This window comes from Terribacillus saccharophilus (genome assembly GCF_046592895.1).
In the GTDB taxonomy this organism is placed as follows: domain Bacteria; phylum Bacillota; class Bacilli; order Bacillales; family Amphibacillaceae; genus Terribacillus; species Terribacillus saccharophilus_D.
Window position 1 is genome coordinate 317,546 of record NZ_JAWVPU010000004.1, and the last position, 22,205, is coordinate 339,750.

18 protein-coding genes are annotated in these 22,205 nt (G+C 43.1%); 5 read left to right on the forward strand and 13 right to left on the reverse strand.

The window, feature by feature from the left end:
* The first annotated feature begins 4 nt into the window (after positions 1-4).
* Positions 5-787 (forward strand): amino acid ABC transporter substrate-binding protein, encoded by a 783-nt coding sequence (locus SFC66_RS14360; RefSeq protein ID WP_411219426.1) that lies wholly within the window; start codon positions 5-7, stop codon positions 785-787.
* An 81-nt stretch (positions 788-868) separates the two neighbouring features.
* On the opposite strand, the gene SFC66_RS14365 is transcribed toward SFC66_RS14360, so the two are convergent.
* The 3 genes from SFC66_RS14365 to dhaK form a co-directional block, all read right to left on the reverse strand.
* Positions 869-1,483 carry an NUDIX hydrolase gene (locus tag SFC66_RS14365; RefSeq protein WP_411219427.1) on the reverse strand — a complete coding sequence of 205 codons (615 nt, stop codon included), beginning with the start codon at positions 1,481-1,483 and terminating at the stop codon, positions 869-871.
* A 28-nt stretch (positions 1,484-1,511) separates the two neighbouring features.
* The gene (locus SFC66_RS14370) at positions 1,512-2,567 is read right to left on the reverse strand and encodes an NAD(P)H-dependent flavin oxidoreductase (protein ID WP_411219428.1); all 1,056 of its coding nucleotides are present in this window, start codon (positions 2,565-2,567) and stop codon (positions 1,512-1,514) included.
* A 134-nt stretch (positions 2,568-2,701) separates the two neighbouring features.
* A complete protein-coding gene (gene dhaK, locus SFC66_RS14375) occupies positions 2,702-4,444 on the reverse strand; it encodes a dihydroxyacetone kinase subunit DhaK (RefSeq protein WP_411219429.1) in 1,743 nt (580 codons plus the stop codon).
* A gap of 179 nt (positions 4,445-4,623) precedes the next feature.
* Between dhaK and SFC66_RS14380 the strand changes: the two genes are divergently transcribed.
* The gene (locus SFC66_RS14380; protein WP_411219430.1) at positions 4,624-5,271 is read left to right on the forward strand and encodes a DUF3885 domain-containing protein; all 648 of its coding nucleotides are present in this window, start codon (positions 4,624-4,626) and stop codon (positions 5,269-5,271) included.
* Positions 5,272-5,420: 149 nt separating this feature from the next.
* On the forward strand, positions 5,421-6,623 hold the full coding sequence (locus tag SFC66_RS14385; RefSeq protein WP_411219431.1) for a DUF4317 domain-containing protein: 1,203 nt from the start codon (positions 5,421-5,423) through the stop codon (positions 6,621-6,623).
* Between the two features lie 49 nt (positions 6,624-6,672).
* Here the strand turns inward: SFC66_RS14385 and SFC66_RS14390 are convergent, their stop codons facing one another.
* The 4 genes from SFC66_RS14390 to SFC66_RS14405 form a co-directional block, all read right to left on the reverse strand.
* Positions 6,673-8,814 carry a bifunctional metallophosphatase/5'-nucleotidase gene (locus tag SFC66_RS14390; RefSeq protein ID WP_411219432.1) on the reverse strand — a complete coding sequence of 714 codons (2,142 nt, stop codon included), beginning with the start codon at positions 8,812-8,814 and terminating at the stop codon, positions 6,673-6,675.
* Between the two features lie 271 nt (positions 8,815-9,085).
* On the reverse strand, positions 9,086-10,462 hold the full coding sequence (locus SFC66_RS14395; protein ID WP_411219433.1) for an APC family permease: 1,377 nt from the start codon (positions 10,460-10,462) through the stop codon (positions 9,086-9,088).
* A gap of 49 nt (positions 10,463-10,511) precedes the next feature.
* Positions 10,512-11,090: a hypothetical protein gene (locus SFC66_RS14400; protein ID WP_411219434.1), complete on the reverse strand. Its 579-nt coding sequence runs from the start codon at positions 11,088-11,090 to the stop codon at positions 10,512-10,514.
* Positions 11,091-11,153: 63 nt separating this feature from the next.
* Entirely contained in the window at positions 11,154-13,103 is a 1,950-nt protein-coding gene (locus SFC66_RS14405) for a primary-amine oxidase (RefSeq protein ID WP_411219435.1), read from the reverse strand.
* 170 nt (positions 13,104-13,273) lie between these two features.
* Between SFC66_RS14405 and SFC66_RS14410 the strand changes: the two genes are divergently transcribed.
* The gene (locus SFC66_RS14410; protein WP_411219436.1) at positions 13,274-14,095 is read left to right on the forward strand and encodes a helix-turn-helix domain-containing protein; all 822 of its coding nucleotides are present in this window, start codon (positions 13,274-13,276) and stop codon (positions 14,093-14,095) included.
* A gap of 65 nt (positions 14,096-14,160) precedes the next feature.
* Here the strand turns inward: SFC66_RS14410 and SFC66_RS14415 are convergent, their stop codons facing one another.
* From SFC66_RS14415 to SFC66_RS14425, 3 genes are all read right to left on the reverse strand, one after another.
* Positions 14,161-15,387 carry a Zn-dependent hydrolase gene (locus SFC66_RS14415; RefSeq protein ID WP_411219437.1) on the reverse strand — a complete coding sequence of 409 codons (1,227 nt, stop codon included), beginning with the start codon at positions 15,385-15,387 and terminating at the stop codon, positions 14,161-14,163.
* Between the two features lie 15 nt (positions 15,388-15,402).
* A complete protein-coding gene (locus SFC66_RS14420; RefSeq protein ID WP_411219438.1) occupies positions 15,403-16,596 on the reverse strand; it encodes a hypothetical protein in 1,194 nt (397 codons plus the stop codon).
* 217 nt (positions 16,597-16,813) lie between these two features.
* Positions 16,814-17,002 (reverse strand): hypothetical protein, encoded by a 189-nt coding sequence (locus tag SFC66_RS14425; RefSeq protein WP_411219439.1) that lies wholly within the window; start codon positions 17,000-17,002, stop codon positions 16,814-16,816.
* A 169-nt stretch (positions 17,003-17,171) separates the two neighbouring features.
* On the opposite strand from SFC66_RS14425, the gene SFC66_RS14430 reads away from it, so the two are divergent.
* A complete protein-coding gene (locus tag SFC66_RS14430; protein ID WP_411219440.1) occupies positions 17,172-18,245 on the forward strand; it encodes an aldo/keto reductase in 1,074 nt (357 codons plus the stop codon).
* Between the two features lie 178 nt (positions 18,246-18,423).
* Here the strand turns inward: SFC66_RS14430 and SFC66_RS14435 are convergent, their stop codons facing one another.
* From SFC66_RS14435 to SFC66_RS14445, 3 genes are all read right to left on the reverse strand, one after another.
* The gene (locus SFC66_RS14435; RefSeq protein ID WP_411219441.1) at positions 18,424-19,053 is read right to left on the reverse strand and encodes a Spy0128 family protein; all 630 of its coding nucleotides are present in this window, start codon (positions 19,051-19,053) and stop codon (positions 18,424-18,426) included.
* A gap of 406 nt (positions 19,054-19,459) precedes the next feature.
* Positions 19,460-20,395, reverse strand: coding sequence for an NADP-dependent oxidoreductase (locus SFC66_RS14440; protein WP_411219442.1), 936 nt, complete (start codon positions 20,393-20,395; stop codon positions 19,460-19,462).
* A gap of 464 nt (positions 20,396-20,859) precedes the next feature.
* Positions 20,860-21,633 (reverse strand): SDR family NAD(P)-dependent oxidoreductase, encoded by a 774-nt coding sequence (locus SFC66_RS14445; protein WP_411219443.1) that lies wholly within the window; start codon positions 21,631-21,633, stop codon positions 20,860-20,862.
* Between the last annotated feature and the right edge of the window lie 572 nt (positions 21,634-22,205).

Below are 22,205 nucleotides of genomic sequence, written 5' to 3' on the forward strand. Positions count from 1 at the left end.
GGTCATGATCATGAAAAAAACTATCTCGTTTCTGTTATTAGGAATTTTATTCGTTCTATCCGCTTGCTCTGGCAGCAGCACATCATCAAGCGACGAAAAAACATTATACGTTGGTGCTACCGGTCAAAGTTATCCGAACTCCTATCAAGAAGACGGCAAACTTGTCGGGTATGATGTAGAACTAATTGAAAAAATCGCAGAAAACATGGGGTATAAAGTAGAGTGGACAACAACTGACTTTTCCGGACTTATCGGGCAATTGGAATCAGGAAGAATCGATACAATCGCCAATGCTGTGGCAATCACAGATGAAAGACAAGAAAAATACGCTTTTTCCGAACCATATTCTTATATCGGCACTCAAATCGTCACTTCTGCAGATAATGATGATATCCAAGCAATCGATGATCTTGCCGGAAAAGATGTTGCAGGTGTACTTGGATCGAATCACACAGAAAAACTGGAAGAGTTTGACTCAGACGGTCAATTTAACATTAAAACATATGAAAACCGAGAAGGTGCAATGAACGATGTGGAGTTGGGTCGAATAGCAGGCTATGTGAACTCCGGCTCCGTCCTTTCCGCAGAGATGAACAATAGAGGATTGAAAATCAAGTTCGTAGGTGATCCAATCGCAGAAGAACCGACAGCATTCCCCTTCCAAAAAGACGATGAAGAGTTAAAAGATAAAGTAGATGAACAACTAAAGAAGCTAAAAGAAGACGGTACCCTGAAGGAATTATCCGAGAAGTATTTCGGAATGGATACCACTGAACCAAACAAGTAAGGAATATGGAAAGCAAAAAAGCAGAAACCATTAAGATTTCTGCTTTTTTGCATGTAATGCAGCTTACATAACGAAAAGAGTTTAATCAAATACACTTTGTTTTTCAGGATTGCGCAGGTATTCAAATAGCAACCGTATCTGTGCCTCCGTATTCCTTCTCAGCGACAGAGGCGGCAGCTCTGTTTCACCAAAAAAGCCGATTTCACTCGTCTCCACGCTTTCTTGTGCTCCTCCGCCGACGATGTCGCATTGCAGGAAGATTTTGTAGTAGTGGAACATTTGCGGTTTATCGGTGTGCTTATCCGAATCCAGCACCGCTAAAAGTTTCTTTGGAACAACATCATAGCCTGATTCTTCCTTGATTTCCTTCACGGCATTCTCACTTGCCGACAGTCCAACCTCACAAAATCCGCCCGGCAGCGACCAGCGATTATCCATCTTTTCTTTCACCAGAAGCAGCTTTCCATCCTGGAAAACGACACCGCGTACATCCAGCTTTGGTGTAGGATATCCCTTTTGCGCAACCAATGTTCCTTTCACTGTTTCCGCTGACTGCTCGGAGTAGTTTGCGATGATTTCCGAGCTGAGCTGCTGCAGTTCTTCGTATCTCTCCCGGTCGAACACGTCTTTGGAGAAATGCAGCCCCGCCTGGGAGATTGCCTGTATCCTTCTTGCCCATTCCAACCATTTTTCCAAGACTATCACCTATCATCCCGTTTTCTTTTTATGCTTCGTCTACTAGTTTATGCATCAGTTCCCGAACAGTGATAGGCTCTGCTGCATTTGGGTTTTGGCCGCACCATAAGGCCATAGCTTCTCTATCATTGTTCTGTGCGGCTGCGGAACGGATGGGTTTGGTCAATGCATTTTGAATAGGGAATTGCGGAAGTTCCTGCTCCATCTTTCGCATGTCCCGGATAAAGTCATTCTCGATCCCTCTGGCCGCCTTGCCGGAAAATGCTCGTGTCAATGTTGTCTTGTCCTCTTGCTGTCGCTCCAGGACAGCTTGTTTATGTATGTCATTGGCGCCACTTTCTTTACAAGTCAGAAATGCCGTACCGAGTTGTGCTGCTTGAGCTCCTAAACATATGGCCGCCTGCACGCCACGGCGGTCCATTATGCCTCCAGCAGCGATGACCGGGATCGATACTTGATCGACGGTTTGTGGTATCAATGCCATCAACCCAATCATACTGCTTTCAACATCCGCCAAAAAATTCCCGCGGTGACCGCCGGCTTCGCTTCCTTGCATGACGACCGCGTCCATGCCGGATGCTTCAACTGCTTGTGCTTCTGCCAATGTGGTTGCCGTACCGATTGTATATGTACCATTTTGTTTTAATGAGAGAATCACCTCACGAGAAGGAATTCCGAAAGTGAAAGAGCAGACCGGTACTTCTTCTTCGATTATGACATTAACCTGTTCATAAAAAACCGCTAAAGCTTGTTCATAAGAAACAAAGAAATCCGCAGTATTTTTTGCACCAAGCTTCACTTGAAAGGGCTCGAGTGCTTGCTGCGCTCTCTTCATCGAATCTTCTTCTATTGTAAAAGGTGCAGGAACAAACAAGTTGACCCCAAAAGGTTTGCGGGTCCCAGCTTTCACCTCCCGAATTTGATGTCGAGTGCTTTCCGCATCCAGATATCCGGCACCAATCATTCCCAAGGCACCCGCTTCCGATACAGAAATTACTAATTCCGCTGTTGTTATGCCTCCTGCCATGGGGGCTTGTATTATCGGACGAGAGAGGCAAAGACTGTCTGTTAGTTGATTCGTCATTATATTGACTCCTCCTTCTTTGTCATACACTCACGACACGTACCTATACATGGTCTTCTACTAATGACATTGTTTTTTTGATCCATTGGAAAGTGGCTGTAGATTTCTCTACAGCCCACCAACTCATTTGTCTTTTACTTCAAGCTATCTGCCAACTTGGTAAATATAACTCCCAAAGCATGTGCCCCTGCATCCGGGTAGCCTAAACTTCGCTCTCCGACAGTCCCCGCACGTCCCATTCGGGCAACGATATCCTTTGTCTTCTCGGCACCTTCCACTGCAGCTTCTGCGCCTTTTTGGAAGCTGCTCTTCATATCTTCACCTGCTGCGGCACTCTGCTGCCAGCTGTCTGCACATGGGGCAAGTGCATCGATCAATGTCTTATCCCCAACTTCGGCTCCGCGACCGAAGGAACGTTCACCAATGTCCTGGATGGCAGAAACGACATGCTGCAGAAGCTCTCCGAATTCAGTTACGGATAGCTCTTGCTTTCCTTCGGCTGCTTTGCCTGCCGCCCGGAACGCACCGCCCCATATAGGACCTGATGCACCGCCGCAATGTTCCATGATCACCATGGAAGAAGCATCAAAGAAGCTGGCAATCGTCAAATCATCCTGACCCAGTATATGTTTCCATTCCCGTTTCAACTGACGGAAGCCTTTTGCGACACTATTGCCAAAATCCCCGTCTCCAGCATACGTATCCAGCTTATTGAAAGCTGCTTCATTTTCGATGATGATTTCACTCATTCTATCAACCAAATAGATAATATTTTCAAGTTTGATAGCGTCATCCTTCACTTGTGCATAAGAGCTGTCTGTTTCCACTTCATAGGAAACATTCGACTCCTGTGCCGACTCTTCCCACTCTTCAAAGTCAGGCTGTTCCACAGGTCCGTCAATCTTGAAAGCTGGTGTATCCGATTTACTGGAAAGCAGTGTACGCAGCTCATCATCAAGTGACATGATCGTCACTGACACACCTGCCATATCAATGCTTGTCATATAATTGCCGACGAATATACGGTTTATCTTGATATTCCGTGCAGCTAGTTCACGACCGACTGATTGATTGAACAAATACAATTCCTGCAATGGTGTGCCGCCAAATCCGTTGATCAGCAGAGCTGCGTCCTCGTCAGGCTGCCCTTCCTTCAGCAGATCTTCGACCATTTGTTTGGCCAGTTCGTCAGCTGAAAGGACTTTTTCCCGTCTAATACCAGGCTCACCATGGATTCCGACGCCATACTCCATTTCGTCCTCCGTGAGCTTAAAAGTCGGTTCCCCACCTGGCAAGGTGCACGATGTCAAAGCAACACCGATGCTGCGCGTCCGGGAGACAGCTTTCTCCGCTACTGCCTTCACCTGCTGTAAGTCACAGCCCGCAGCTGCTGCCGCTCCGGCGACCTTATGTACAAGCACGACTCCGGCAACCCCGCGTCTGCCGACGGTATACAAGCTGTCTTCTACCGCAATATCATCATCCACCTTCACATAATCCACTTCCAGCCCATCTTCTTTAGCCAAATGAGCAGCATTTTTGAAGTTCATGATATCGCCGCTGTAATTCTTGATGATCAGCAGTGTACCTTTCTTGCCTGTTGTTTCCTTGATTGCTTGATACACCTGGATTTGGGAAGGAGATGCAAACATATCCCCGCACACCGCTGCATCCAGCATACCTTCCCCGACAAACCCTGCATGCGAAGGCTCATGCCCGCTGCCTCCTCCGCTGATCAAGGTGACCTTGTCCGTTTGCAGCTGCTTCCGCTTGATCACTTTATACTTTTTCAATAATTGTAGTTCCGGGTGAGCCAAAACCAATCCGTGACACATCTCCAAGACAACATCTTCTGGACGATTAATGATCTTCTTCATCGGTGATCCTCCTCTTGTACTAGCAAAAGTGTCTTTCTTCCTTCAGCTTAACAGAACGATTTGAGAATTGCACAAACTAGGCTGATAAGTCTGAAAACATAGATGGTCAGTTAGTTTCTTACCTAGATAGAGCCAAATCTATTACAATATAGTTACCCTGGAAGTAAGGAGGAACAACCATGCATGTAAAAGACTATCTAAAAAAATCCTTCCCTGGCCTTGAGCTAGTGCCGAGCATTTACGGTCAGTGGCATACTGGCATTCATATAGAACTTGGAGAAGACCTCTCTCCATCACTAGATGATTACGAACTCAATATGGACTATTTCCATCTTGTATATCAGCAAACGCTGACGATTTTCAACACTCTTTTTGACGCTGAGGACGAGCTTTATCTTGCTGCCAATTTGTATAAAGTAAAAAACGCAAAAGCGGCGAAAACACAGATATTCAATCATTATGTGCGCAATAAAAAGCTATTATATAAAATACAAGGTCAGACCCATCCCTATCCTTTTGATACTTCTGAAGAAGAACAAGGGCTTTTCGAATATCTGCAGCTTTCCCTGCTGTGCAAGTCGACAGATATCCGGATTCCTGCTTTGTTGAAAGCTGCATGCAATGAGGACTTCCCTTCTTTGAAACCAAGGTTCAAAAAGAATGTCGGCTATCCAGACGTATTCTTTATCAACAAAAGCAAGGACATTATCTTCTTTATCTATGACGACCGCGGATGTGAAATCATTGCAAAAGAATCTGCAGCACTTGATAAACTATCAAGTCAGCTCACTGCTTTTACATATGATAAGAAGATAGCAGAAAGCTAGACTGCTACTTCATTCACAAGAGTGAATGAAGCTTAACTGATTTCAATACATTTCAAAACCCTACATAAAAAGTGCCGTTTCGCAATCAATCTCTATGTTAAAATAAGTGAACGTGCATTTCACTCTATCAATAAGGAACGGGAAAAAATATGAATAAAAAAGATATCGCCACGATTCGCAGGCAATTTAAAAAAGGTAATGACAAGCTTAAAATCTCGAATATCTTCAACGTCTATATCATGAAAGAATCCAGTGATATCTATCATCACGAAAGCATGCCATTCGGCATGCTGGATGAAGATCAGCAGGAGCTGTTCCTTGGCAACTTCAAGAAAGTACTTGCTGGTCAGCCAGATGAAAAGCTTTTTGAGCTGAAATTCAAGCGTGATGTGGAAGATAGCAGTCAATTCATCCTGCATCGCGGTTTACTCACGAATGATGTGGAAGAGTGGACGAATGATATGCTGAAGCTTGTAGCAAAGATGCTGGAAGACAGACAATACGAGCATGATGTGGTCATCAGTTTCATCAAAGCAGAATATTTCAAACCGCAAAGACGTCAAAGTGATGATGCGGAAGAAAGTGCCAACGACACAATGTATTCCCACCAATTCTTGCTTTGCAGCATCAATAAGACGCAAGAGCCTAAGAAAGAATTGGAATTTGATTATGTGGAAAGAGAATTCAAATATAACATCACCGTGAATCCCGTCATCAATTTGCAGGCTCCATTATCAGGATTTTTGTTCCCATGCTTCAACGATAGTGCGGCTGATGTGAATCATGTGCTCTACTCCACTGCGAAAGCTTTTGAACCGGACACAGCTTTTATCGAGGATGTATTGAATGCCGAGGAAACGATGACAGCGCGGGATGATAAAAGTGTCTTTGAAGAAATCGTCAAAGATATCACAGGTGATCAGCTGAATACCGCTGCTCTTGCCAGTGTGTATGAGGAAATCAATCGCGTGGTGGAAGAAAATGAAGAAGATGAAGCACCTAAGCTTGATCGACAGGATATCCAACGCGTCCTGACGATGAGCGGTGTAGAAGATGTGACGCCTGAAAAAGTGGAAACCGCTTATCAAAAAGTCATCGATGATGAAAAATACGAAATGAAAGCTACCAGTGTACTGCCGAAATATAATTCCAAATCGATAAAAATCAAAACAAAAGTTGCCAATATCGCAATCAGTCCGGAAGATTTGCGATATGTGCGCCAAGTTGTATTCAACAATAAGCGCTGCATCATGATTGAAGTGGAAGAAGATACAGTCATCGAAGGCTTCAAGATGGCAGAAGAAAACTTGGTGAACAAAGTGAATAGAGAAGAAGAAGCGGAACAGCTCTAAGGGAAATAAGGATGCTGCATCATGATGCAGCATCCTTATTTGTATAGGGTTAAGCTTTTGCTTTTTTTCTTCTGAAGATGAAGGTGATCACACCAGCTGCAAGCAATGCTGCACCGGCCACCATATACGTGTACATATTTGTTGCTGTATTCGGCAGTTTGCTTCCGCTGCTGATTGGTTTAGTGTTGTCGTCAGACACTTTTACGATATTGCCGCCACTGCCATTACCACTGTTATTTTGACTGCTCGGCGGTGGTGTGCTGTCATTATCGTCTTGCTTGTTGTTACCATCGCCCCCTGGTGTATTGTCATCTCCGTTGTCGTTTTTAGGATCTTCCTGTGGCTTTTCTCCAAGGTTCTCTTCGTCATTCTTGCCGTCGTCATTCGGATCTGGTGTTTCTTCGTTCGGATCCGGAGTCACAGGTGGCTGTTCATTTGGATCAGGTGTTTCTTCATTTGGATCTGGGTCTACTGGTGTTTCCTCATTCGGCACATCAACAGGTGGTTCTTCCTCCACTGGCGCCTTGCCTTCCAAATCTGTTATACGTCCCTCGATCACAGGGTCAACTTTACCACCTAAATCTTCCACCATATAATCACGGAACTGCTCCCAATCGATCTCGCCTAGATCCTGTACGCGTCCTTCTGCATATGCTTGCGCAAACACATCATAACCATCCCCGCCTTTTGCAGTGAAGTTATTTGTTGTGACAGAATACATTTGATCCGGCTGGATATCCGTATACGCATCCCCATTTTTGACTTGCATGCTCACGACACGGGAACCTGCTTCCTTTGTGCTGTCGTAGGCAAACTTCATACCGGAAATTTGCAGGAAACCGCCGCTTTCTTCCGGAGCAAGGCGAACGCTGTATTCCAGGATCTGCTTAATTTCATCACCGCTCAGCTGTACGACAGCAGGGTCATTGCCAAAAGGCATCACAGCAATCACTTCACCGACAGTGATCGGGCCTTGATCGATCGCTGAACGGATACCGCCGCCATTTTGCATAGCAATGGAGACGTTAGGATTTTTTTCTTGTGCTTTAACAAGCATGCTATCGGTGATCAAGTTGCCCAGCTCTGTTTCGTCAGCCCGCACACTTACGTCACTATCAGACAGTCTTGGATTGGTAAGAGGTTTCAATGCCTCGGCACCTATTTCCTCGTTCGATACTTGATCCACTTCACTCTTGTAAGCAGCAAGTGCTTGTGCCGCTTCGGCATCAGCCGGCTTCGCTGTGACATCGATCAACTGCCCTTCATAGCCTGTAACTTGTCCTTGGTCATTGAATTCCACATCCAATTTCCCAAGGTTTTCAGCATATTGATAGGCCTGCACGATCACGGTAGGATCTTTTGCAGCGCCGTTTTCATCCGTATTGACTACCGTAGGCTGATCCAGTTTGGTATGGGAATGACCTCCGACAATAACATCGATGCCATCTACTTGCTCGGCCAGCATCAAATCATTCCCCACCGCAGGGTTACTGTCGTAGCCAATATGTGTCAGCGCGACAATCTTATCTACTCCCATGTCCTCAAAAGCTGTTACAGCCCGCTCTGCTTCTGCAGCGTAATTCGAAATCTTCGCATTGACCGGACTGGAGGTTTCCAAAGTTTCCTCTGTAGTCAGACCAAAAATACCAACTTTCTCCCCATTCACGTCTTTCACCATACCATCATATATAGTGCTGTCCAGCGCGTCTTCTGTGAAAGTATTGTTCACTTTGTTTCCAACATAAGTATCACCTGAAAAATCGACGTTGGCGGAAATGAACGGGAAATTAGCTCCACTGATGAACTCAGAGAGTGACTTGTGACCATTTTCACTGGAACCCAAATCGAACTCGTGATTTCCAAACGTCATGGCATCGATATCCATCATGTTCAGAAGAGCTAAATCTGCTTGCCCCCGGAATTGATTGAAATATAATGTACCGGAAAAAACATCCCCTGCGTTGAACAACAAGGCATCAGGATTTTGAGCACGGACTTCTTTTATTGCTGTAATCATATTAGGCAAAGGCTCCACATGCGCATGAGTATCATTCATATGCATGATTGTCAGAGAAAAATTTTCCTCATTTTCAGCCGCGGCATATGTATTATTCGGTAAAGCAAAGGATGATAGCAAAGTAATGGTTGCAGCAACGCTTAGTGATAACTTCAAATTTTTCTTACCCTTCATAAATGGATACCCCCAAATGTATAGTGAATCTCCGACAATATATGTACCAGTCCAACATGCAGCGCTTGTCGACTCTTCTACTTAATTGTAGAATCATACTATTAATTTATCATTAAAATATTGTGAAAAGTTACATATTTTTAATAATTTTTGAGTTTAGGAAAGTGAACCTTGTATATTGGTCTCAGGAATTCGCTTTTTTAAATCATAAAAAAAAGCTTCCCCAGAATGATAATCCAGTAGAAGCATCCAATAATCTAATATATTTCTTTTAGCTGATTCTATCTTTGGTAGTCTCTTCCGTGGAATGTTGATTTAATGGTACAGTTTGAAATAAATTTCTTTTTTGTTTTATTCTCAGCCAAAGAATTGAAAAAACGATGACGAAGGCTAAAAAGGCAAGCGCCAGCTTATAAACTTGCAATTTTGTCGTCGGATCGGGATGGATATTCAACAACAAATAAATCATCCCTATGATGCCGGCTATTTGAAAAGTGATGCCTAGCGGTGATTTAAAAGATCGTTTAATAGATGGGTACTTGTAACGCAGTACAATCACATTCATATGCGCAATGATATAGGTGATACACCAGCAAAAGGATCCTGCCAATATAAATGTTGTAATCGATTCTGTTGCCGTTACCTGTGTTACGTTAAATACTAAAAGCAATGCTCCCATAAAAGCCGTCGAGACCCACGGCGTTCCCCATTTATTGACTTTTCCAAATAACCCTGGGAGCTGTCCTTGCTGTGCCATGGCATACAGCATTTTGGGAATTGCGTATAACAACGCATTCAATGTGCTGGAAGTTGCTAAGAGCGTAACGATTCCCATCCAGATTTGACCTGTTCTACCTAGTATGGCCGAAGCTGTTTCCATGTGGGGGGAATCTGAATTAGCTAACACATCAGAAGGTACATATCTGATAGCTGCATTCCCGAATATAACATCAGCAATCAATATAATGAATAATCCTGCAATCATCGATAAAGGAATATATAGCTTTGGCTTTCTTAACTCCTCGGTCATTGGTGTCACGAATTCTATCCCTACAAATAGCCAGAACGCCATTGCGGTTAAACTGAATATTCCCCATCCCATTGTGTTGAACTCAAAGCTCGTCTCAAGTGGTTCCCCACTGCCTAACCCCGTCAAACCGATTATGCCTACCATGACCATCGATAAAATCATGGATGCTGTTAAAGCGATTTGCACTTTGCCAAAAAGCTCTACACCTCGTATATTCACCAGTACTAAAGTGATGACAAGCAGTGCAGAAATGAGTACAGGGGACATGGAAGGTACAAAAACGTCCCGGACAACCACACCAGCTATATATGCCTCTGCGCTTCCAGCAAACATATTTACCAGTACATAACCGCTAAGAACAGAAATCATTCCAACCAAGGGACCCAGCGCAGGAAGTGTATAATTGACCATACTGCCACCTTTTGGCATCATTCCGGAGAGTTCGGCAAATGAAAATGCAACCAAAATATTCAATATCATAGCTGCTGCCATAGCAATGATGAATCCATGTCCAGCAAGGCCGAATCCCTGTCCGAGTGAAACAATTGCAGATGATGCGACTACAATTCCGACCGCAGAAGCTATTGCGGTCCATAATCCCACTTTTTTATTTTGCATTTTCCTTATCTCCCTTTAATCATCTGCCCATTTCCATACAATGCTTCTTTTAATGCGAATGCTCATAACCTTGCTGATCCACATCAGCTCTATCGGGATTATCATTCGCAATCGTAAATTGAAAGATCCCCATGCCACTGATCAGACTGACACATAATACCGTCAAGACATAGAACTCTTTACTCCTGATGAACCACTGCATTTTCTTACCTGCTGCTTTATGCAATAAAGCAATGACAACGTATACACTAGTCATGAAAAATACATTGAACGCTATCAACGCAATGATCATTTCAACTTGCGACGTAAGCATCACACCCATCATCGCTCCCATCATTGCGCCCATGAAACTAGCAGCTAGCGCTTCGATCATACCGTTCATGCCGAATCTCTTCACAAAAAGCAAGGATAAACAGCATGAGAGAATGATGGAAACTATCGTTGCAATCGCAAAGAAATCGGCTATCCATACACCTATTACCAACCCGACTGTCACACTGCTGGTCATCCCCAACACCATCGGTACACATTTGCCAAGTGATTTTATCGCATCGGCATTCGCCGAATGAATCGTGAAATAAAAATAAAGACTGAATACGATTACGGTGATAAGTGTAGCAAGCAGCATGCAAAGCACCTCCAATGAATGACAGGGGAAATGGCATCCTTCTCCATTTCCCCTGTTAGGTTCTTAATGACAGCTGCCGCCCGTCTTCGTATGGCAGCTGCTCGATTTGGATGCCGGTCTAGGCAGATCCAATGCCGGGTTTCTATCGAAAAATCCTACAGGTTTCAGCTGGAAATTGATATATGCTGTCGGCATCACCGGCCAGTCCTCTGGTCTGGTTATGTGATGATGACCCATGGTATACCACACGACCAAATCTTCGTTCTCTATATTACGGTCAGCTTCTGCATACTTCGTCAAGCCTTCTCCGCCAGGATGCTGATTCGGATAATCGCCGGAAGCATACTTTTCTTTTGGATCGTATTGTGTCACCATCAAATGATTATTGAGGAAATCAGCCCGCTTGATCACGCTCGACTTCTTGGTTGCAAACGGCAAGCAGTTTTCCCCCGGCATTATTTTATAACCGACTGGTGTGCCAACTGCGTTCAGGGAGTTGGGATTGACTATCTTCCAAGTCCTTTGTGTCGGGATATCCATGATACGCTGTGCTTCCTGTTCGGTTTTAAATGTTTTTGATACGGTGTAGAATCCATTGTTATGCGGATTATCCTCACCTTCTTCTTCTGCTTCGGTATGTGTTTCCACTACGGAATTTTGCATGCCGTCAAGCATCGTATCCAAACGGAAATTAAAGAAATGCTGATGATGTGATGCATTCAATTGCGGTGCGATTTCCGTTCCATATTTTGATTTCCCCGATTCATCAAATGTTCCTGTGTTCAGCATTCCTGTAAGCTTCACTTCCATTTCAATCGTTCCATCTTGATAGAAACTCCAATAAAAACCGTAATCATAGTTGCCGACTGTACAGAAGAAAGAAAGAACCAAACGCCTTGAACGGCGCACTTCAACTTGGTTCGTTCGCCAGTCTGTATGCTTCCACGCAATTCCGTAATCTTCTTCATGCAGGCAAACGGCATTCTTTATCGTTCTTGCATTGCCTTTGCTGTCAGCAAGCACCGCGTCAAAGTAGCGAATTTCACCAAGGCAGTCACAACCGAGCTCCAAGGAATTCGCCAGCTGCCCCATCCCATATTCCCCTGCATCAAAAGCGTTTTGGGTATTATGCGCAAAACTGCCGTCCGCGTATGGCACGACCATTTCAGATAAAGATGCACGATAAAGAATCGGGCGAACTTTCCCTTTGTCTTCATATCCTACGTTGTAAAGCACAAGACCCTCTCTCGGTGTAAAGCCGAAACGAATATTCCATTTCTGCCATTTGATGAAATGCCCATCGATAGCAAAGCTCGGCCCTTCTGGCTGCACAATATCCAATGGCTTCAGATCCGTCCGTGGAACAATGCTGTCAGATGTTTCAGGTGAATAATTGGCATCTGTTTGCGGTATTGTCCTGATACCGTGGTCCTCGAATCGGTGCACCTTCATCTTGTTGAGATCGACGAAAACGACTATCCCGGTCAATGGATAAGCGTAGCCATTATCAAGCGGGAATTTTCTCACCCAGCAAATGGTGCGCGCCAATCGGATTCCTTCATCTTCTTTGATGCCAAAGTTACCCGCTGACCACGGGTCGACCATCACTAAATCGGGGTCAGTGATCCCTCTTTTCAAGAGTGCCTCCTGAAATTCCGGATAAGCCCTGACAATGTTTTCGACCTCATCGAATTCATCGAGCATGATTCCCGGCTGTACATCCGCAATATATTCCCATGACTGCACTTGCTCATCGGTTATGGATACAACTGCTTCATATGTTTTCTCTGATTCGTTATCCAACAGAATCACAAAAGCTTCCCGGCTGAATTCCTGTCCTGGCTGAAAATTGATGACAAAAGATTTCTCCGGCTCGTGTAAAACCACTGTAGCGAATCGCACTTTATCGCCAAGCTGTTTTTCCTCTTTTATTATCTGAACCGCTTTTTCTATTTCTTCTCCAGTTAAAGGCTCCAGTGGATGGCTGATGGATACTGCTTTTTTTGTTTGCATGATTACCCCTCCTTCAATCTACGTTAAATATAAAGAATAATCTGTTAATTTACAGTATAAAAATCGGAACAAACTCATTTTGTTCGTCAAATATGGTAACAAACAAAGTGACAGCAGCACCGCACACTTTTACTATTTATCTAAGATCTTTATTAGGAAGGAGTGTCGTTATGCAAATACCATTCAAACCAACGCAGCCCGAAATGAGTATGAACAGCAGCAGCTATCATGAAATGCAAACTAACCAGATGTCAGAGACAGGTGTATCGTTGTTTTATCAATTCAAGACGGCCCATGAAGAAATAACTTCGCTGCCTGTCATTCCTGACGGTTGCATCGATATATTATTCAATCTGTCATCTGCCGCTCCTTCCGTCATGGTTGCGGCCAGTCCGACTCAAAGACGGTTGGAAGTGTTTGAAAGCAACACGGAATATTTCTGCGTCAGACTTACAGCTGATCAACATATATTGAAGTTCACTTGTACGATCAAAGAATTGATTCAACACAAAGTCCTTCCACTGGAAGATGCGTGCAGTCCTGGTCTTGTTTCTTTCGATGAGCTTCATTCCCTCTCTTCATTAAGTGACAGAGCAGCATGGTTTTTAGCTGCCTTCGAGTCGACTGACAATCCTTTTGGCAACCATGACAACCTCATCAGATACTGCATTCATCAGATCCATAGCTCCAAAGGGCTTATTTCCGTAAACCAGCTCGCTGAACTCACTGGTTATTCCGATCGTTATGTACGAAAGAAATTTGAAGAATATATCGGATTTTCCCCAAAACAATTTTGTCAGATTGTCAGACTTCAGTACACCATCCATCTATTGATGAATGAGCAATATGCATTCAAGGAAATCCTTGATCAGCAAATTTTTTATGATAAAGCCCATGTTTATAAAGAGTTCAAAAAATACATGAGCATGACACCGATGCAATATAGCAAATTGCTTCAGGATATAAATGGCACAACTATAGCAGTGCATTAAGCACACAGAAAAAGAGCCAGATACCACCAATATAAAGATGGTGCCTGGCTCTTCCACATGATGGACTATTCCGTCTCCGTTAATTGTTTTGCCGCTTCAAAAAATATCTCTGTCGCTTTTGCTATATGCCTTGAGTCCGACCATTCTTCGGGACAGTGACTAAGTCCTGCCCTGCTTGGTATGAACAGCATACCAACGTCCGTAACGTCGGAAAAGATCATGCTATCATGTCCTGCTCCGCTATTGATGGAGCAGTATGCTGCATTCGTTTCCTTGCTTTTCTTTTCAAGAAGTGTGCGGATGTTTTCATTCAATGATTTTGGCTGGATATACAATTGCTCTTGTGCGACTATTTCGATTCCAGCTGTTTGAGATGCATCGATGCATGCTTTCATCTTACTGATCACGTTTTGCACATGCTCCTCTTTTCCCGAACGCAAATCAACCGTAAAAACCACTTTATCAGGTATCACATTCGCTCCATTTGGATAAGTATGCAATCGGCCAACAGTGAGCACCGTGCCGTCCCCTTCCTTTACAGCTAGTTCCGGGAGCTGACTGATGATATTGGCTGCTGCTACCAACGCGTCGGCCCGCCGATTCATCGGTGTAGTCCCGGCATGGCCAGCCTGCCCTTTCACCGTTACTTCATATTGCGCCAACCCAACGATGCTATCTACAATACCGATGGGAATGTCCTTTTCCTCCAAGATAGGTCCTTGCTCAATATGCAATTCAAGAAAAGCCTTTATCGTTTCAGCATTTCTTCCTTTGGGAAGCGACGGATCCAAGCCGATCTTCTGCATCGCTTCTACCGTAGAAATACCATCCTTATCTTTCAAGCTAGTAAAATCTGTATCAGTCAAAACTCCAGTAATTCCTCTGGAACCCATCAGGCCTCCGCCAAAACGAGAACCTTCTTCCTCCACCAACGCTACGATTTCGAGCGGGTACTTCGGTTTTAAACCTTGCTTTTGAAAAATATTGGCGACTTCAAGTGCCGCCACTACTCCAGCAGGTCCGTCATAAGCTCCTCCATTCGGTACCGAGTCGAAATGAGAACCGATCATGACACTAGGTGCATCTGGCAGAGTACCTTCTAGTTTCCCGAAGATATTCCCGAAGCCATCTTCAGTGACAGTCAAACCCGATGATTTCATTTGTTCCTTAATGTAGTTACGGGCTTGCAAGTCTTCCTGGCTGTAAGTGAGACGCGTTGTCCCACATCCAGGAGTTGCCGTAAATTGTTCCAATGTCCCAATATGCTGTTCAATTCGCTCTTTTAAGCTCAAGTTACTCTCTCCCTATTACAAGAAACCAACGAAGATTCCTGCTAAGATGACTGACACGATCGTTACGGTGATAAAGCCCCCGACAAGCATCGGCGGCAGCATCCGGCTTGTTAATACTTCTCTTTCTTTTTCATCTTCGGTCAAGGACTTGATCACTTCATTCGTGATGATGTAATCTGCCGGAAAACCGTAAAGAGCTGTCAAAGAAACCGCAAACGCCATATTTTTGCTTACTCCTAAAAGCTTACCTGCAATGAAGGAGAAGATATACATTCCAATCACCCCAAGGATGATGGTTCCTACCAGTGGATACAATATCTGAAGCATCATGCTTGGTGTAGCCTGATTCAACCCGTCGAAGATGAAAAGCATCAAAACCAATATGGCAATTCCAAATCCATTGGCTTTTTGTAATGCCTGCTTTTCAAGGAAACCGACACTGGATGCGATGACACCGAATAATAGACAAAGCACGAATGGGCTAACCTCGAATAATGGTGCCACTAGCGTGGATACGAGGTAGGCGGCATACGAAACCAGTGCCAGCTTGAAGAATTTCAGGAAATCAGTATTATATTTCTCAGGCAATTTCCATTTGGATGGTGCTGCTTCCGCAGTAGCTGCTATTTCCTCTTTTGCTTTATCCGTTGCACCCACTTGAAGCTCTCCATTACGATGCAGCTTCAGCAGTCGCTTTCCCTCCTTCTTCAGTACGAAAGCTGTAATCGGGTAACCGGCAAACCCCTGCATCACATAAATGACGATGGCAAACACAGCTAACGAGGAAAGTCCTGCTGCACTGGCCGCATCAGACATGATCAAGGCAGAAACGACTCCACCGACCAACGGCGGAACTGCCACAACCATTGTTTCAAAACCGAACAGCAGTGTTCCAACTGACAACAGCAACACAACGATTCCCACGATACCAGATAGCGCAATCACAATCGTTTTCCACTGTGCTTTCAATTCTTTAAGCGACAGCAACGTCCCCATATTGGTGATCAACAGATACATCATCATCGTTGCCACAACTGGAGGAACGCCAGCTACCGACACAATATCTGCAGGGAAGAACGTCCAATAACCTACAAGAAATAATATGGCACAAACAAATACAGACGGCACCCAAGCCTTCGTTCGAACCGCGACCAAATCCCCAATGAACAAAATAAGGGTAAGTATGACTAATGCAAGCAATTGTGACATGACAGTCTCCTAACTTCTTGATGTATTTTTAAGCAAGTGAATAGTGAATATTCAAATAAAGGCATGTTTGAATGATATTATATTTTAAGTTTTCAGTCAATTCAATTTTTTATTAATTGTTGGCTGTGCCGTTTACCTGAACTAAAACAATAAAACAAATAGGTTCGAGCCGGAAAATTGGACCGATCTATCTGTTTAACCATAAACACCATCATACTTACTTAATTTCGCTGTCATCTTCGAAATCGTCTAAAAAAGCTTGAGGCTCGTCATCTGTAAATGCATCCTCCAAAAACACTCTGATTTCTGCTCCAAACAGGATAATGACCAATACAAATATCCCTATAACACGTGTGATCCCACCAAAGATAAAGGAGAATATTTTACCTACCTTTCCATCATTCATTTGACTACCCCTTCTTTCCATTTAACCGGATAAACAATTACACAAAAGGCTAATGCTAGAAACATAAAGCTGCACATTAAGCCTCTTTGCTTATATCCCCTGCCCTACGTTTTATCCCTTTTACGTCCGGGTACAAGGCTTAAAACTGCGCTATACAAGGAGGAGCATCATGGAATACATCAATTTAGGAAACTCTGGTCTGCGTGTTCCGAAGTATATCCTCGGAACCATCCCGTTCAGTGGTACGAATGGCTTTGAAGCGACTGGTAATGTAAAAGAAGAGGAAGCACGCAGAATGGTCGACATGTCCCTGGAAGCAGGAATCAATATGTTTGATACAGCTAACCTTTATTCAAAGGGAGACTCCGAACGTGTGCTTGGCGCTGCAATCAAAGGACGCCGGGATGAAGTATTGATCAATTCGAAAACCGGCTTCAAATTAGGAGATGAACCGAACACTGGCGGGGCCTCCCGCAGCAATATCGAAGCGAGCATCGATCAATCACTCCAACGACTTGGTACGGATTATCTTGATTTGTATTTCGTCCACCTCTGGGATGGACGCACACCCGTCGAAGAAACGATCGAAACGATGACCAACCTGATCAGAAAAGGAAAAATCCGTTACTGGGGAGTGTCCAATTATAGCGGCTGGGCCTTGGCAAAAACGCACACTATCGCACAGCAGCAAGCAGGATACATCCCACCGATCACACAGCAAATCTATTACACCCCTGAAGCTCGCGAAGCAGAATATGAACTGCTTCCGGCAGGAACGGAACTGGGTGTCGGCAATATGATCTGGAGTCCGCTCGGTGAAGGTCTCCTGAACGGAAAAATCGGCCGTAACAAAACCGCACCTGAAAACACCCGTCAAGGCGGAGGCTGGTCAGAGCCTTGGGTCCAAGATCAAGAACGACTCTATCAAGTCATTGACGCACTCGAAGAAGTAGCTGCAAACCATAACGCATCTGTGCCTCAAATAGCATATACATGGGTCAAAGACCGTCCAAACGTCGGCCCAATCGTCATCGCAGCACGAAATGAAGAACAACTGAAAGAAAACATCGCTTCCTTCGACATCAAACTAACACAGGAAGAGCATAACCTAATCGAATCAGTCGCTCGCCCTCTGCCACTCTACCCAAATTGGGATCGTGCCATGAGCAGCTTTGAAATGGGAAGTCCTTCGGAGATGAGTTATTTGCAGGGGTATAAGCAGTCGATGGGGTTGGATGAATGAATGAGAAAAGTACCATGATTATTCGAATCATGGTACTTTTTAAATAACTTACTTGTGTTTTGCCATGGGTTAAGAAATGCACAATCATGACATTAATTAAATGCAGCCTCCTCAGGCTACTCTCCTTAAATATAAAAATGTCCAATGAACTTTAATAAAGTTCATTGGACATTAAAACTCATTCCGTATTCGCGTCTTCCATCGCATCTGGATAGACAACTTCATCGAGCACGTCACCGCTAGCTTCATCTTCGATAGTGATTGTTACAGAGTATTCATCTGGATCCGCACCATCAAACAACTGATACATCATACCTGCGATACCAAGGCTGAAAGATGCAAATGCATCCATACTGTTTTCATAGGCCTCTTTATCAACGATTACCTTAAACTTAGAAAAGTCATCATTGTACTGGATATCTTGAAAAGAAGTGTAATCACCGCTTGTAACTAACTCATCAACAGAGCTGCCAATTTCAGTGCTCATTTCATCCATCATCTTTTTATGATCTGATTTGGACATTTTAAACGTATAGGACCCATCTTCATTCGGCGTTACTTTTGCACCGTCTTTTTCTGCTTCAGCAACAACTTCTTCAGCCTCTTCTCCTTCGTATAAAGAAGCAGGAAGTGTTACCTCTACACTAAGTAGATTTTTGTCTACTTCTACACCCTTCTCCTCATTACTAGATGTTTCTTCAGCTGCTTTAGCTTCTTTACTAGCTTCACTCGCATCTTCATCATTTGATCCACATGCTGCTAGAAAAGTAAGCAGAAGTAAAAATACAACGTAATTTATTTTTTTCATAATCTATTTCTTCCTTTTCTTCTATGGTTTTTACTCTGTTCTTCGGGATGCTACTCAATAGTTTCTTTAAAAAATGATTCTAGCACTCCCTCTGCTCCACAAGCACACAAAGTCCAGACACTATACTATTATCAAATAATTAATTTCTTACACAGCATATTATTATAGCAAAACAAATTCTATTAGTATGCATTCTTGTTAAAATTTATCTTTTTTTCTGGTATTCAAATAAATGTTTGTTAAGTTAACTAATAAGCAAAATGTAGTCATAATATTCTTTTCTTAAAAATAATATTTACTTTTAAAAGGTTTCACTCATTGTCCACTAAGAAATCACCTATGATTGCATAGTAAAATACCCAATAATGACAATAAATCAATCATTATTGGGTACAAAGGTCTTTCCTTATTTAACTTTAATCACAATCTTACCTTTGGCATGATGCGTTTCACTTAATTCATGTGCTTCTTGCAAAGCTTCAGCTGAAAAATCAAACACATGACCCACTTGCGGCTTAAGGATTCCTTTCTCAAATAAATCCCCTAATTCAGCTAACTGTTTACCATCTGGTGTCAACCAGTAGGAGCTTGCCGTTACTTGATGTTCTTCTGCCAATTTCTCATCAGGTTGTCCGGCGATCGTTACTAGTCTGCCGCCGGGCTTTAAGACTTGGAAGCTTTTATTTAAGATATTGCCGCCCATTGTATCAATGACTGCTTCATAATCACTTAATTCGTCTTCAAATTGCTGGGTGCGGTAATTAATGAATTGATCAGCACCCAGTTCTTTTACATATGCTTCATTTTTCTCACTAGCTGTCGTAGCAACATAGGCACCCAAATGTTTTGCCATTTGAATGGCCATGCTTCCTACACCACCCGCTCCAGCTTGGATGAGTACTTTATCTCCTTGCTTGACCTTAGTGTTGTCCACTAGACATTGCCAAGCTGTTAATCCTGCTAACGGAATGGAGGCAGCTTCTTCAAATGTTAGGTTACTCGGCTTTTTCGCAAGCAATTCTTCATCTACAGCCGTAAATTCTGCATACGTGCCTGCAGAGGTAGTATCCGGCCGCGCGAAAACCTCATCTCCGACTTGATAATTCTTCACTTCACTTCCAACTTCAGCTATCTTACCTGCAACATCCCAGCCAAGGATGATCGGAAATGACCAATCAAGCATCTGCTTTAAGTAACCCGCACGGAGTTTCCAATCAATCGGATTGATAGAAGTGGCGTATACTTCGACTAGCACTTGGTTTGGTTTTATTTCCGGTTTCGGCATTTCTTGTTCTACTAACACATTTTTATCGCCATATTCGTTGATGATGACTGCACGCATGAATAGCACTCCTCTTTGAATATATTTGTAAGCTATAGTCTTCTTCGTTCCTGCCAAAAAACTCATTCTATATTAGCGGAACTCAGATGAATTCTCTGTTTCATTTATTTTCCCAATAGAATCATCATTTTAACCTCTAATACCCTTGATTCAAACTGAACTGCTTATACATACAGAATCATGACGTGAGAACAATTAGCTTACTACCAATTATCTTCTTGGATGTGCCGTGCCTATTGATAACTGCTTTGATCAAATTACTTTATGCCTCCAGTAATTCGTAAGTCCAAACAATCTAAAAATAGTTCAATCCGATAAACCGGCATGTTAAAAATAATGAAAGCGTGTCAGAACCCCAGAGTATAAGCAGTCGATAGGGTTGGATGCATGATTTAAATCATAAACCAGCAAAAAACAGACCTAAACATTCAGGTCTGTTTTCTTGTATCTTATTAAGACTGATATCAAAAATAACTGCTCATATCTGGATTACCTGTGGTGGACCATGCTCCGTCGATAACGAGACTTGCTCCATTGATATAAGATGCCTCATTACTGACTAAGAATAATGCTGGAGCCGCAATCTCAGCAGGTTCTCCGGCACGATCCATAGGAATTTTTTCAAGATAAGCATCAAGTAGTTTGGAATGTGATACACCTTCTGTAAGTGCAGTTGTAATTAAGCCAGGTAAAATGGCATTCACTCGAATATTATATTTCGCCGTTTCAAGTGCTGCTGTTTTGGATAGAATTTCAACACCTGCTTTTGCTGACGAATAAGCACCGCCGCCATAACTTGGAATCTGGGCATTTAATGAAGCGATATTTACAATCGCACCGCCGCGATTCTTTAGGAATTCAATTTCGTGCTTCATACTGAAAAATACGCTCTTCAGACATAAATCCACTGTAAAATCCCAATTTTCTTCCGTCATTTGCTCAATGGGGGCACTCTTGGACGCACCGGCGACATTGAAAGCATAGTCAAGACTTCCGAAAGTATCGTAAGTTGCCTTTATGAATGCCTTGATTTCTTGTTCGTCCGTCACATCTGTCACACTTGTCATAATGCTGTCTTTAAATAGAGACGTCATTTCTTTTAGACTTTCTTCATTTATATCCGCAACACCAACTCTAGCACCTTCATCAACTAGTTGCTTAACAATTGCATAACCGATGCCGGATGCCCCTCCAGTCACAACAGCAACTTTGCCTTCAAACCTTTTTATCTTCTGCAAATACTTTTCCTCCCCACTAATATTTGAATCTGTAGAAAAGTTAGTACTGATAACGCATTGATTATAACTCCGTTATCCAAAAAGATAGTTTAACCAGTCATCTGTACTCAATAATAGACAACTCGAGTTATATCTATCATATGTCTCATCGAAACGACCCATGACCGAATTGCTTTTGACTTCTGATAACTTCTCCTCATTCACATCACAAATTGCTATTTAGCATGCTATTCTGCAAAAAAAGATGGAAACAGATTTACCTATTTCTCCAGCCTCTCCCGTGATGGTTATTGTTATTGTTTTGTTCTCCAGACGTTCACACATTCTATCTCTCACTTGTTTTAAGCCTATACTCCGTTAAAAATAACGAAGTGAAACGCTTACATTAAATATTATAGATTGAAATTGTTTGCATGTAAACTAAATGGAAAAGGTGAACTGCTGATATATTGCTATTCAAGAATTCTTATGCTCATTCACTCTTCAGTCTCAATCAAACATCTTGCAAAAACATAAAAAGAGACTTAGGAAATTTCCTAAGTCTCTTCTCATCGCTTGGCAATGCGATGATC